Genomic DNA, 13,887 nt, shown 5'->3' on the forward strand with positions numbered 1-13,887 from the left:
GCCGGAAGGAGTTGCGAATGAGACGCGTCGTAGTGACAGGCCTCGGCATTGTGTCGTCGATCGGCAACAACGCCAATGAGGTGCAGGCCTCACTTTACGATGCCAAGTCCGGCATCAGCTTTTCCAATTCCTTCGCCGAGCACGGTTTTCGCTGCCAGGTGTGGGGCGCGCCGACGCTCGATCCGTCGGCGATGATCGACCGCCGCGCAATGCGTTTCCTGAGCCAAGGCGCGGCCTGGAACCATGTCGCCATGGATCAGGCGATCGCGGACGCCGGCCTCGGCGAGAGCGACATCACCAATGAGCGGACCGGCATCGTCATGGGCTCCGGCGGACCGTCGACCAGGACCATCGTGGAAGCCGCCGAAACGACGCTCAAGAACAGCAGCCCGAAGCGTATCGGTCCGTTCGCGGTGCCGAAGGCGATGTCGTCGACCGCTTCGGCCACCTTGGCAACCTGGTTCAAGATCCACGGCGTGAATTACTCGATCTCGTCCGCCTGCTCGACCTCCGCGCACTGCATCGGCAATGCCTGCGAGCTGATCCAATGGGGCAAGCAGGATATGATGTTCGCCGGCGGCCACGAGGATCTCGACTGGACGATGTCGGACCTGTTCGACGCCATGGGCGCCATGTCGTCGAAATTCAACGACAAAGCATCGGCCGCTTCGCGCGCCTATGATGTCAACCGCGACGGCTTCGTTATCGCCGGCGGCGCGGGCGTTCTGGTGCTGGAAGAGCTGGAGCACGCCAAGGCACGCGGCGCCAAGATCTACGCCGAGATCGTCGGCTACGGCGCGACCTCCGACGGCTACGACATGGTGGCGCCGTCCGGCGAAGGCGCCGTGCGCTGCATGCGGCAGGCGCTTGCCACTGTCTCGACGCCGGTCGACTACATCAACACGCACGGCACATCGACGCCGGTCGGCGATTCCAAGGAAATGGGCGCCATCCGCGAGGTGTTCGGCGACCAGATGCCGTATATCACCTCGACCAAGTCGCTGACCGGCCATTCGCTCGGCGCCGCCGGCGTCCAGGAATCGATCTACTCCATCCTGATGATGCAGGGCGGCTTCATCGGCGAGAGCGCCCATATCGAGGAGCTCGATCCCGAATTCGAGGGCATGCCGATCGTGCGCAAGCGCATCGACAATGCCAAGATCGACACCGTCCTGTCCAACTCCTTCGGTTTCGGTGGCACCAACGCAACGCTGATTTTCCAGCGCTATTCCGCATAAGGATTGCCTTTTATGGAAGGGTTGATGAAGGGCAAGCGCGGGCTTGTCATGGGGGTCGCCAACGATCATTCGATCGCCTGGGGCATCGCCAGGAAATTGTCCGAACACGGGGCGGAACTCGCATTCACCTATCAGGGCGACGCCTTCGGGCGGCGGGTCAAGCCGCTGGCCGAGAAGCTCGGTGCCTCGCTGGTCGTGCCTTGCGACGTCGAGGACAGCGCCTCGGTCACCGCAACCTTCCAGACGCTTCGCGAAGCCTGGGGCGGCCTGGATTTCGTCGTTCACGCCATCGGCTTCTCCGACAAGAACGAGCTCAAGGGCCTCTACGCCGACACCAGCCGCGACAACTTCGTCCGCACCATGGTGATCTCCTGCTATTCCTTTACCGAGATCGCCCGCAATGCCGCAGCGCTGATGACGAACGGCGGCTCGATGATCACGCTGACCTATGCCGGGTCGGTGCGGGTCATGCCGAACTACAACGTCATGGGCGTCGCCAAGGCCGGACTGGAGGCCAGCGTGCGCTACCTCGCCAACGATTACGGCCCGCGCGGCATTCGGGTGAACGGCATCTCGGCAGGACCGGTGCGGACGCTCGCCGGCTCCGGCGTATCCGACGCACGCCACATGTTCTCTTATCAGCAGCGCAATTCGCCGCTACGGCGCACCGTCACCATCGACGAGGTCGGCGGCTCGGCGCTCTACCTGCTGTCCGATCTGTCTTCGGGAGTCACAGGCGAGATCCACTATGTCGATTCCGGCTATCATATCGTCTCCATGCCGACGCTAGAGGAACTGAAGCAGAACGACGGCCCCCGCGAATAATTCGCTAACGAAAAAAGCACCTTCCAGTAAAATTGGAGGCATTGGCGGAAACCCATTTTAAGGAGGTATCCGCTAAACGGCCCTGTAGTTCAGGGACCTTGCATGTCTGCAGTCAGCAACCCGAAGCGAACACCGCTGTTCCGGCTGGTCACCATCGCCAGCTCGGCCATGGGCAGTTTTATCCTCGGACTTTGGGGGTTGCGCTTCGGCTTCGGCGACGGCCTGGCCGGCATGTCTGCCGGGACGATGGCGGGTATCATCGCCGCGCTCTGTGCCCTTTCCGCCGGCGGCGCCGCGATGTCATTCTTCGCAGGCATCGATGAATCGGCCGAATACGTCTTCAAGGAAACCCATTTCGACAAGATGACCGGCCTGCTGACGCGCCAGGCGATCGTCGGAAAGGTCGCGGCGGCGGCAGCGGAAACGCTGGAGACCGGCGAACCGGTCTACTTGATCGATATCGACATCGACCGCTTCAAGCAGATCAACGACGCCATCGGCTACAGTCATGGCGACGAGCTGATCCGCGCCTTCACCAAAAGGCTGAAGGAGAGCATGCCGGAGGATGTCGTGATCGGACGGCTCGGCGCCGGCGAATTCGCCGTGCTCTTGCCGGACCGTGAGATCCGGGGATATCTCGAACGGTTCCTCGAAACATTCATCAACCGCATGATGGAGCCCTACCAGCTCCAGACGCATCTGCAGTCGGTCAGCATGTCCGTCGGTATCGTGGCGATGCCGAAGGACGGCGTCGATCCGGTGCTCATCCTTCGCCGCTCAAACCTGGCGCTGCAGAATGCGCGCGCAAGCGGCATCGGCAACTGGTCAGTCTTCCACGCCGACATGGGCCGCGTTGCGGACCACCGGCAATGGATTGAATCGGAGCTGAAAACCGCCTTCGACCGCGGCGACTTCAGCCTCCACTACCAGCCGCAATTCGACCTGCAGGGCGGCCGTGTCGTCGGCTATGAAGCGCTGATCCGGTGGAAGCATCCGGAACGCGGCATGATCCCGCCGATGGAATTCATTCCGATCGCCGAGGAAACCGGCATGATCAACCCGATCGGCGAATGGGTGCTGCGCAAGGCTTGCAGCGACGCCCAGTACCTGCCGGAGGATTGCTTCGTCGCCGTCAACATCTCGCCGGTCCAGTTCATGACCAGGGACTTCGTCGGCATCGTGCGCCAGACCATGGCATCGACCGGCATCAAGCCGTCGCGGCTGGAACTCGAAGTCACCGAAACGGCGATGATGCAGGACCGCGACCGCGCGGCCGTCATCCTGCGGCAACTCGCCGAGATGGGCATCTCGGTCGCCGTCGACGATTTCGGCACCGGCTATTCCAACCTGAGCTATCTGATCGACTTCTCGTTCGGCAAGCTGAAGATCGACCGCTCCTTCGTCAGCCGCATCGATACCGATTCCAGCTCGGGCGCTGTCGTCTCGACCATCGTCGGGCTATCGCGGGCGCTCGGCGTCGGCATCATCGCCGAAGGCGTCGAGACCGAGAACCAGGCGACGCTGCTGAGAGCCGCCGGTTGCGAGGTCGTGCAGGGTTATCTGTTCGGCCGCCCCGCGCCACTCGAGATCGAGCTCGGCGCGTTGCGCCCTGTCCATGCCAGGCGCGAGCCGGCACGCCTCGTCAGCCTGCAGTAGGGCGCTGCGTTCTTTTCCTGGAGCAATCACGGGACGGAAAACCGTCTCACGCGCTTTTCCTGGAATTGCTTTTAACGCCGCGCCGAAAACACCTTGAACATGCCATCGCGCGCAACCTCGGCGTGGCTGGAGAAGGCTCCCGCCAGCACCTGTTCGTAAGGCAACTGCCGGTTCGCCACCATGAACAGGCGTCCACCTGGTTTCAGCGCCTTCGACGCCGCGCGGATCATGCCAGCGCCGATGCCCGGGTCGGCAGCCCTGCCGCTGTGGAAGGGCGGGTTCATGACGATCGCGTCGTAACCTCGCTCGACCGTTTCGGTCAGCAGATCGGTCCAGAAGAAGCGCGGCTCGACTGCGGTTGCGCGGATATTGGCCTTTGCCGCCTGCAGGGCCTCGAAATCCGCTTCGTAGAGGTCGAGACCGGACAGCCCTGTCGAGCGTTCCATCACTTCGGCCGCCAGATAGCCCCAGCCGGCACAGAAATCGGCGACATTGCCCGCAAGCCCCTGCGGCAGGCTGTCCAGCAGAAGCTTCGATCCTGCGTCGACCCGATCGAAGGAGAACATGCCGGGCGCGGTGCGGAAGCGGCCTTCGACGATCAGATTAGGGTTGGCGGCGCGAAGCGCCCGGGCCGCATCCATGCCGGCCTGGCGGAACCAGAAGGCGACGCCGTGATGCTTCGGCAGGTGGGCTTCGAGCGGCGCCAGCGCGCCCACGCGCTTGCGCAGGCTATCGATGCCGTCTTCCTTGCCGCCGGCGACGACGATCAATCCGCCGGGCGCGACGCGCTCGATGGCTTCGGCGATGCGCAGCTCGTTCTGGCCGCGATGCCGGCCGGCCAGCACAAGGGCAGCATCGAAGGCCGAGCCTTCCGCCCTCGGCGTGACCGAATAGCCGGCTGCCTGCAGAGCACGAAAATGCGGCCGAAAGCCTTGCACGAGATGCAGCGCCGCAGCGACGCCGCCGGGCAAACGGAAACCAGGCTCAGCGCCAAGAAAGAGGAGCCGGGCATCGCTTCGCGGCCAAGGCAGCGCTTCGGCCTCAAATGGATAGAACAGCGTCTTCAGCGGCTCAGCGGCCATTCACCTACCCTTGAAGGGCGCTTGAAATAGAAACGGGCGCGACCTTGCAGCGCGCCCGTCTCAATCATGCGGTCAGGCCGATCAGGCGGCGTCTTCCTCGCCTTCCGGCTTCTTCTTTTCCTGAACGATTTCCTTGCCGGTCGCCTGGTCGACGACCTTCATCGACAGGCGCACCTTGCCGCGCTCGTCGAAGCCCATCAGCTTGACCCAAACCTTGTCGCCTTCCTTGACGACGTCGGAGGTCTTGGCGACGCGCTCATTGGCGAGCTGCGAGATGTGGACGAGGCCGTCGCGCGGGCCGAAGAAGTTGACGAAGGCGCCGAAGTCGGCCGTCTTGACGACGGTACCTTCATAGATCTCGCCGACTTCCGGCTCGGCCACGATGGTGTGGATCCACTTCTTCGCCGCCTCGATCTCCTTGGCGTTGGCCGACGCGATCTTGACCGTGCCGTCATCCTCGATGTTGATCTTGGCGCCGGTCTTCTCGACGATCTCGCGGATCACCTTGCCGCCGGAGCCGATGACGTCGCGGATCTTGTCGGTCGGGATGTGCATGACCTCGATGCGCGGCGCGAATTCGCCGAGCTCGGCGCGCGAGGAAGATATGGCATGCGCCATCTCGCCCAGGATGTGCAGCCGGCCTTCCTTGGCCTGGCCGAGCGCGATGCCCATGATCTCCTCGGTGATGCCATCGATCTTGATGTCCATCTGCAGCGAGGTAACGCCGTTGGCGGTGCCGGCGACCTTGAAGTCCATGTCGCCGAGATGGTCCTCGTCGCCAAGGATGTCGGAGAGCACCGCGAAGCGCTCGCCTTCCTTGATCAGGCCCATGGCGATGCCGGCCACGGGTTTGGCGATCGGAACGCCGGCATCCATCAGCGCCAGCGAGGTGCCGCAGACGGTCGCCATCGAGGACGAGCCGTTCGACTCGGTGATCTCCGAGACGACGCGCAGGGTGTAGGGGAACTGGTCCGCCGAAGGCAGCATCGGGTGGATCGCGCGCCAGGCAAGCTTGCCGTGGCCGATCTCGCGCCGGCCCGGCGAGCCCATGCGGCCGGTTTCGCCAACCGAATAGGGCGGGAAGTTGTAGTGGAGGAGGAACTTCTCCTTGTACATGCCGGTCAGCGAATCGACGAACTGCTCATCCTCGCCGGTGCCGAGCGTGGCGACGACCAGCGCCTGAGTCTCGCCGCGGGTGAACAGCGCCGAACCATGGGTACGCGGCAGGACGCCGACTTCGGCGACGATCTTGCGCACGGTCTTCAGGTCGCGGCCGTCGATCCGCGAGCCGGTGTCCAGGATGTTCCAGCGTACCACCTTGGCCTGGAGCTCCTTGAAGACGCTTGCGATCTGCTCGGAGGAATATTTCGGATCCTCGCCTTCGGCCGGCGTGAACGCGGCCTTGACCTTCGCCTTGACGGCGTCGACGGCCGCGTAGCGGGACTGCTTCTCGGTGATCTTGTAGGCGTCGCGAAGCTCGTCGCCGACAACCTTCAGCATCTCGCCTTCGAGCTGCGAATGGTCCGGCGCGGTGAAGTCGCGCGGATCCTTGGCGGCGACCTCGGCCAGCTTGATGATGGCGTCGATCACCGGCTGGAAGCTCTTGTGACCGAACACGACGGCGCCGAGCATGAGCTCCTCGCTGAGCTCCTTGGCCTCGGATTCGACCATCAGCACGGCGTCGGCGGTGCCGGCGACGACGAGGTCGAGCTTCGATTCCTCCATCTCGTCGATATGCGGATTGAGCACATATTCGCCGTTGATGTAGCCGACGCGGGCGCCGCCGATCGGGCCCATGAAGGGCACGCCGGACAGCGTGAGCGCGGCCGAGGTAGCGACGATCGACAGGATGTCAGGATCGTTCTCGAGATCGTGCTGGACGACGGTGACGACGATCTGGGTGTCGTTCTTGTAGCCGTCAGCAAACAGCGGGCGGATCGGGCGGTCGATCAGGCGGGAAACCAGCGTTTCCTTCTCGCTCGGACGGCCCTCGCGCTTGAAGTAGCCGCCCGGAATCTTGCCGGCGGCATAGGTCTTTTCCTGGTAGTTGACGGTGAGCGGGAAGAAATCGAGGCCGGGCTTCGGCTCCTTCATCGAAACGACGGTGGCGAGAACCACGGTCTCGCCGTAGGTGGCGAGCACCGCGCCGTCAGCCTGGCGAGCGATCTTGCCGGTTTCCAGGATGAGCGGACGGCCGCCCCATTCGATTTCCACTTTGTGTTGATTGAACATATCTTGTCCTTCATGTGCGGAAAGGGCCGCGCCGTCTCAACGGTCGCGGAGCATCCCTTCCCTGGCTTCCTTCGGGCAGCCACGGGCAAGACAACGGGAAGCTCGACAGGTGGCGATTGCCGAGCGAGCATCCTGCAATCCTGCCCCATGACCGTCCATGGGCGGTTCCGAACGGCCCTTTGCGCTTCCGGAACCGGGTCTGGCCGACCGGTCGGCCGGCCTTTTGCGCACGACGCCGGAAACCCCTGTTTCCGAGACGCGCCATGCGCGAATGCGAATTTCGAGAGCGCGCGGCGCGCTCCACTCCAGCATCGGGCACCGGAGCGACCGGTCCGCCAATGCGCGACCGGCGGGCTCTCCGCAGAGAGCCCGCCGGTCAATTCGTCAGCGACGGAGACCGAGCTTGTCGATCAGCGTCTGATAGCGCGTGTCATCCTTGCGCTTGAGGTAATCAAGCAGGCTGCGGCGCTGGGAAACGAGAGCAAGCAAACCACGGCGGGAATGGTTATCCTTCTTGTGGTCCTTGAAGTGCTCCGTCAGGTTCTTGATGCGCTCGGAAAGGATGGCAACCTGGACTTCCGGGGACCCGGTATCGCCCTTCGCGGTCGCGAATTCGGCCATCAGTTCTTTTTTGCGATCGGCAGTAATCGACATCGTGTTTTTCCTTATCTGTTCGAGGAAACGGGACGCCCTCAGCCGGGATGTCGTCCAGCAGGGGCCGGTGCAAGCAACGCGTCAGGGCGCGAAGCTGCCGCGCATATAGTGCAATTTCCCGCAAAACACCAGCCTAATTGTCAAGCCGGCTTGTCGCATGTCCTGCCGCAAAAACAGAGGGTTCTGCTGCTACAGCCACTTCTTCCATTTGAAGAAGGCGACGAGCCCGACAGCAACGACCAGCATGAACAAAAGTGCCGCCGGGTAGCCGTAGTAGGCCTTCAGCTCCGGCATGTTCCAGGGCGAGCTATCCGGGTCGAAGTTCATGCCCCAGACACCGACGAGGAAGGTGAGCGGCATGAAGATCACCGAGACGATGGTCAGATAGGAGATGACGTCGTTGGTGCGTGCCTGGGTCAGCGACAGATGCATTTCGATCAAGCCGGTCAGCATGTCGCGCTGGGTCTCGACCAGCTCGATCAGCCGCAGCGCATGGTCGAGCGTGTCGTTGAAGAATATCTTGGTCTCGGCCTTCACGAAGAGCACGTCGTTGCGGATCAGCGTCGCCAGCGCGTCGCGCATCGGCCACAGCACGCCCTTCAGCACATTGGCGTCGCGCCGCAATTCGTGCAACTGCCGCATCTGGTGCTTGTGGGGCGTGCTGAGCATCTGGTCTTCGATGCCGTCGACCAATTCGCTCACCGTCTCGATCGGCGGGAAATAGCTGTCGACGATGGCGTCGATCAGCGCATAGGCGAGATAGTCGGCGCCGCGCGAGCGCAGCCGGTTGGGCATGGGAGCCGCGATGCGCTTGCGCACTGGATCGAACGGGTCGCCCTCGCGCTCCTGAAAGGTGACGACGAAATTCTCGCCGAAGAACACCGCGATCTGCTCGTAGCGATGCGCGGCGACATCGTCGATCATGCGCATGACGACGAAGGCGTGGTCCTCGAAGAAATCCACCTTCGGCCGCTGGCCGGTGTTGACGACATCCTCGAGCGCCAGCGGATGAAGGTCGAAAATCCGGCCGATCTCTTCGATCAGCGGGATGTTCGCGAGCCCCGTGCAATCAAGCCAGACGACCGGCCAGCGGTCGCAATGGGTGTTGAGCTCGTCGATGCTGGCATTGTCGATGGTTTTGTATTTCTCCGGCGAGATCAACGTCAGCCGAAGCTCGCTGCGCCGCGCCGCCGGATCGGCGATCAAGGTGCCGGGCGAAGCGCCGACCGGCGGCCGGCGGATTTTCAGCGGCGCCCGCTTTCCGACGGTCTCAGCCATTGCCACAATCCTCTGGGCCATAATCCTCTGGGCCATGATTCCTCTGGGCCATGAGCTCCCCTGGGGCGCGACGTCATAGCAGATCGCTGCTCTAACCGTCGGTTTTCATGCAATTCCGACGAGAACCGTTACACGTTTTCCTGGAACTGCGAGCCGAAACTAGCCGAGTGCCGTCAACCGGCAAAGACCCGCTTGGGCTTGAACATGCCCTGTTCGATGGCGCCGATGGCGACGAGCTTGCCGCGCGCCGTGGCACAGGCCTCCTCGGCCTCGACCGGCGCGTCGCGCCCTCGAATGATGACGGGATTGCCGAGGCGGATCTTGGTCGCGGCGTCGTCGCTGACGGCGACCTGCGGCAAGCAGTCAAGTGCTGCGGCGGTCTCGACCAGCAGCGCATCGATGGCGCCGAAATCGACCGACACCTCGGCTTCTTCGTCCGAATTCTCATCCGTCTTGCCGCCGAAGCGCGCCGCTTCGAGCTCGGCGACGGTGACGAAATCGTCCGCCGTGAACGGCTCGACCTCGACGCGGCGCAACTCGGAGATGTGGCCGAAGCAGCCCAGATCGCGACCCATGTCGCGCGCCAGCGAGCGCACATAGGTGCCCTTGCCGCACTCGACCACGAAGACGGTTCTATCGACTCCATGCTCGACGATGTCCAAACGGCCGATTTCGATCTCGCGGGCGGGAATGTCGACCGTCTCGCCGTCGCGGGCAAGATCGTAGGCGCGCTCGCCGGCAATCTTGACGGCAGAAAATTGCGGCGGCGTCTGCATGATGACGCCGGTGTATTTCGGCAGCAGCGCCCGCACCTCGGCCTCGGCCGGGCGGCGGTCCGAGCTGTTCGTCACCGGCCCTTCGAGGTCGTCGGTCGACCGCTCCTCGCCCCAGGCGACGGTGAAGCGGTAGATCTTGGCGCCATCCTGCACGTAAGGCACGGTCTTGGTCGCCTCGCCGAGCGCGATCGGCAGCATGCCGGAAGCCAACGGGTCGAGCGTGCCGGCATGGCCGGCCTTCTCCGCTTGGAACAGCCATTTGATCTTGGAGACGGCTTCGGTCGAGCCCATGCCGACCGGCTTGTCCAGCACCACCCAGCCGGAGACCGGCCGGCCCTTTTTCTTGCCGCGGCGCGCCACCTATTCCTCGTCCTTGTCGTTGTTTTTATTCTGGTGGTCGAGATCGCGCGCGACCTCGGGCGATTTCAGCAATTCGTTGATCCTGGCGAAATTGTCAAAAGACGTATCGAGCCGGAAGCGAAACTCGGGCATGTACTTCATCTGCCTGAGCGCGCCCGAGACGCGGCCGCGAATGAATTTCGCATGCCTGTTGAGCGCCCCGACCACGGCATCGGCGTCGCCGACACCAAGCGGTGAAACGAAGGCGGTGGCGATCTTGAGGTCGGGCGACATGCGTACTTCCGAGACCGAGACGACACTGTTCTCGATCACCGGGTCGATGATTTCGCCGCGCTGCAGGGTCTCGGATAGGGCGTGACGCACCTGCTCGCCGACGCGCAGCATGCGCTGGGAGGGGCCTGATGTTGTCGAACGGGACATTTTTCTTCAGTCCTGAAATCGTGAAGCGCGGGATGGGACCGCGCCACATGTCTCAACTACGAAACAAGGATCTCGGGCGGCAGCCTTGCGGCCGCCGCCCGGTGAATTCCGGCAAGTATATCCGAAATTAGAGCGTCCGGCTCACCATCTCGACGCGGAAGCACTCGATGACGTCGCCGACGCGCATGTCCTCGTAGTTCTGGAAGGCCATGCCGCATTCCTGACCGCCCGGCACTTCCGAAACCTCGTCCTTGAAGCGCTTCAGCGTCTTCAGCGTGCCTTCGTGGACGACGACGTTGTCGCGGATCAGGCGCACGCCCGCGCCACGCTCGACCTTGCCTTCGGTGACGCGGCAGCCGGCGATCTTGCCGACCTTCGAGATGTCGAAGATCTCGAGGATTTCGGCATTGCCGATGAAGGTCTCGCGCCGCTCGGGCGAGAGCATGCCGGAAAGAGCTGCCTTAACGTCATCGACGAGGTTGTAGATGATCGAATAGTAGCGGATCTCGATGCCGGCAGCGGCAGCAGCCGTGCGCGCCTGCGCATTGGCGCGGACGTTGAAGCCGATGATCGCAGCGCCCGAGGTCTCGGCAAGCGAGACGTCGGTTTCTGTGATGCCGCCGGCACCCGAATGGACGATCCGTACCCTGACCTCGTCGTTGCCGAGCTTTTCGAGCGCAGCGTTGATCGCTTCGATCGAGCCCTGCACGTCGCCCTTGATGACCAGCGGAAACTCCTTCAGCCCGCTCGCCTGCAACTGCGACATCATCTGCTCGAGCGAGCCGCGCTGGCCGGCATGCTTGGCCACCGCCTTCTCGCGCGCCAGGCGCTGGCGATACTCGGTGATCTCACGCGCACGCGCCTCGTTGTTGACGACCGCGAAGCGATCGCCTGCCTGCGGCGTGCCCTGGAGGCCGAGCACCTCGACCGGCATTGCCGGCGGCGCTTCCGGCACATGCTCGCCGCGATCGTTGACCAGCGCGCGGACACGGCCCCATTCGTTGCCGGCGACGATGATGTCGCCGGGCATCAGCGTGCCGGTCTGCACCAGCACGGTGGCGACCGGACCGCGGCCCTTGTCCAGCTGCGCCTCGATGACCGCGCCTTCGGCGGTGCGGTCGGGATTGGCCTTGAGGTCGAGGACTTCGGCCTGCAGCAGAATCGCTTCCAGCAGCTTATCGAGATTGGTGCCCTTGGTCGCCGAAACCTCGACGTCCAGCACCTCACCGCCCATCGATTCCACGAACACTTCGTGGCGCAGCAGTTCAGTGCGCACCTTCTGCGGGTCGGCGTCGCGCTTGTCGATCTTGTTGATCGCCACGATGATCGGCACGCCGGCCGCCTTGGCGTGATTGATCGATTCGATCGTCTGCGGCATGACGCTGTCGTCGGCCGCCACCACCAGCACGGCGATGTCGGTCACCTGGGCGCCGCGAGCGCGCATCGCCGTGAAGGCGGCGTGGCCGGGCGTGTCGATGAAGGTGATCTTCTGACCGTTCTTCTCGATCTGGTAGGCGCCGATATGCTGGGTGATGCCGCCGGCCTCGCCGGAGACGACATTGGCGTTGCGGATGGCGTCGAGCAGCGAGGTCTTGCCGTGGTCGACATGGCCCATGATGGTCACCACGGGCGGACGCGACACCAGGTCTTCCGGGCGGTCGGCGATGTTGAACAGGCCTTCCTCGATGTCGGACTCGGCGACGCGGCGGACCGTATGGCCGAATTCGGAAGCGACCAGCTCGGCCGTGTCGGCGTCGATGACGTCGCCCGGCTTCAAGATCTGGCCCTGCTTCATGAAGAACTTGACCACGTCCACGGCGCGCTCGGACATGCGCTGCGCCAGTTCCTGGATGGTGATGGTTTCGGGCAGGATCACTTCGCGCATGACTTTCTCGCGCGGCTCGTTGTGCATCGCGCGCTTGAATTTTTCCTGGCGGCGGCGCATCGACGACAGCGAGCGTCCGCGCGCATCTTCATCCGACAGCGCGGTGTTCAGCGTCAGCTTGCCGCGGCGACGGTCTTCCTCGCCCTTGGTCGGCTTGGCCGGCCGCGCGACTTCCGGCGTGGCCAGACGGCGCACAGGCGCTCCGGCGCCGGCACCACCAGGGCGCCGCGGCTTGACCTCCTCTTCCTCGTCGGCCGTGGCCAGCTCGGCGGCTTGCGGGGCGCGGCGGCGCGCTTCTTCCTCGGCGCGGCGGCGGGACTCGGCCTCGGTTTGCAGACGCGCCTCTTCCTCGGCCTGACGGCGGGCGGACTCCTCACGCTCGCGCTTGCGGCGCTCTTCCTCCTCGGCGCGGCGCTTGGCCTCTTCCTGGGCGCGCTGACGATCCTCGATCTCACGCGCCTTGGAGCCTTCGAGCGCCCTGCGGCGCGCTTCCATCTCGCCGCGCGACAACTCGTTCAGCACCATTCCGGAGCGTTCCGGCTGCGGCGGCGCCTTCGGCGCTTCCGGCACGGCAGGCGCGGGTGCCGCGGCTGCGGGCTTCGGGGTGAAGACGGACGGCGCCACCGGCTCCGGCTTGTCGCCGGGCAGCGAAAACTTGCGCTTCTTGGTCTCGACCACGACCGACTTGGTGCGTCCGTGCGAGAAATTCTGGCGCACGGTGCCCTGCTCGAGGCCAGGGCGCTTCAGCGTCAAGGTCTTCTTCGGCGTAACGCTCAACGTCTTGTCGTCGCCCGATTTCGTATCGCTCATTCCATATCCTCTGCGGCATCATCATCGTCAGCAACGGCCGCAAGCATTGCCAAATCGTCCGGGGTTCCGCCCCGATAACGGTCGAGCGCAACCATGCGCTTCTCAACCGCCTTACCCGCATCCTGCGCGAGGACGGCAGCATGTATCACATTTGTACCCCCCAATGCCAAGCTCAACTCGGCTTCGGGGAAAAGTTTGTAGGCCGGTGTAGCGGGGCCGCCGAGATGAACGGTTGCCCGCCGCGCCTGACTGATCTTGCGCACGCCGTCGTCCGAGGCTTCCTTCGCGTGCAGCACGAAGAGCGCCTGCCCGTCGCGCACGGCAGCCTCTACCTTGGCGGCGCCCAGTACGACCGCTCCGGCCTTGCGAGCAAGACCCAACATGCCCAGGGCGGATCTGGAAAGCAGCCCGTCGACCATGTCGCCGAGTTCGGCTGGAACGGTGACCTGCGCCTTGAAAGCGCGGGCAAACAGGTTCTTCGCCGCTGCCTTGTCGATATGTAGGCGATCGGCGGTGACCCAGCAACCGCGGCCGGGCAGATTTCGCTTGATGTCCGGAACGACGGCCGAATCCGGGCCGACGACGAAGCGGATCAGTTCATCCGCTTCGGCCTGCCTGCGCGTGACGATGCAAGTGCGATCGTTCATGTCGTCCACGGGTTTTGCGATTGG

Annotated in this window: 11 protein-coding genes; 3 read left to right on the top strand and 8 right to left on the bottom strand. The window is 64.0% G+C overall.

What is annotated here, in order from left to right; translation table 11 throughout:
• The first annotated feature begins 17 nt into the window (after window positions 1-17).
• The 3 genes from fabB (at window position 18) to CK218_RS13170 (ending at window position 3,719) form a co-directional block, all read left to right on the top strand.
• Complete coding sequence (fabB, locus tag CK218_RS13160) at window positions 18-1,238, top strand: beta-ketoacyl-ACP synthase I (protein WP_066996374.1); 1,221 nt, start codon at window positions 18-20, stop codon at window positions 1,236-1,238.
• 12 nt (window positions 1,239-1,250) lie between these two features.
• Complete coding sequence (gene fabI, locus CK218_RS13165; RefSeq protein WP_095799331.1) at window positions 1,251-2,063, top strand: enoyl-ACP reductase FabI; 813 nt, start codon at window positions 1,251-1,253, stop codon at window positions 2,061-2,063.
• A 102-nt stretch (window positions 2,064-2,165) separates the two neighbouring features.
• Window positions 2,166-3,719 (top strand): bifunctional diguanylate cyclase/phosphodiesterase, encoded by a 1,554-nt coding sequence (locus CK218_RS13170; RefSeq protein WP_095828015.1) that lies wholly within the window; start codon window positions 2,166-2,168, stop codon window positions 3,717-3,719.
• Window positions 3,720-3,790: 71 nt separating this feature from the next.
• Here CK218_RS13170 and CK218_RS13175 read toward each other — a convergent pair whose 3' ends face one another.
• From CK218_RS13175 to CK218_RS13210, 8 genes are all read right to left on the bottom strand, one after another.
• Window positions 3,791-4,801 carry a class I SAM-dependent methyltransferase gene (locus CK218_RS13175; protein ID WP_095828016.1) on the bottom strand — a complete coding sequence of 337 codons (1,011 nt, stop codon included), beginning with the start codon at window positions 4,799-4,801 and terminating at the stop codon, window positions 3,791-3,793.
• 81 nt (window positions 4,802-4,882) lie between these two features.
• Window positions 4,883-7,033: a polyribonucleotide nucleotidyltransferase gene (gene pnp, locus CK218_RS13180; protein ID WP_095828017.1), complete on the bottom strand. Its 2,151-nt coding sequence runs from the start codon at window positions 7,031-7,033 to the stop codon at window positions 4,883-4,885.
• A gap of 384 nt (window positions 7,034-7,417) precedes the next feature.
• The gene (gene rpsO / locus CK218_RS13185) at window positions 7,418-7,729 is read right to left on the bottom strand and encodes a 30S ribosomal protein S15 (protein WP_275955123.1); all 312 of its coding nucleotides are present in this window, start codon (window positions 7,727-7,729) and stop codon (window positions 7,418-7,420) included.
• A gap of 147 nt (window positions 7,730-7,876) precedes the next feature.
• Window positions 7,877-8,971 carry a magnesium/cobalt transporter CorA gene (gene corA / locus CK218_RS13190; RefSeq protein WP_067324768.1) on the bottom strand — a complete coding sequence of 365 codons (1,095 nt, stop codon included), beginning with the start codon at window positions 8,969-8,971 and terminating at the stop codon, window positions 7,877-7,879.
• 167 nt (window positions 8,972-9,138) lie between these two features.
• A complete protein-coding gene (gene truB, locus CK218_RS13195) occupies window positions 9,139-10,101 on the bottom strand; it encodes a tRNA pseudouridine(55) synthase TruB (RefSeq protein ID WP_095828018.1) in 963 nt (320 codons plus the stop codon).
• Window positions 10,102-10,521, bottom strand: coding sequence for a 30S ribosome-binding factor RbfA (gene rbfA / locus CK218_RS13200; protein WP_067324535.1), 420 nt, complete (start codon window positions 10,519-10,521; stop codon window positions 10,102-10,104).
• A 127-nt stretch (window positions 10,522-10,648) separates the two neighbouring features.
• Window positions 10,649-13,216: a translation initiation factor IF-2 gene (infB, locus tag CK218_RS13205; protein ID WP_095828019.1), complete on the bottom strand. Its 2,568-nt coding sequence runs from the start codon at window positions 13,214-13,216 to the stop codon at window positions 10,649-10,651.
• Window positions 13,213-13,863 carry an RNA-binding protein gene (locus CK218_RS13210; protein ID WP_082980511.1) on the bottom strand — a complete coding sequence of 217 codons (651 nt, stop codon included), beginning with the start codon at window positions 13,861-13,863 and terminating at the stop codon, window positions 13,213-13,215. Before CK218_RS13210 ends, infB begins: the two co-directional genes overlap by 4 nt.
• Between the last annotated feature and the right edge of the window lie 24 nt (window positions 13,864-13,887).

Source organism: Mesorhizobium sp. WSM3879, assembly GCF_002294915.1.
GTDB lineage: Bacteria > Pseudomonadota > Alphaproteobacteria > Rhizobiales > Rhizobiaceae > Mesorhizobium.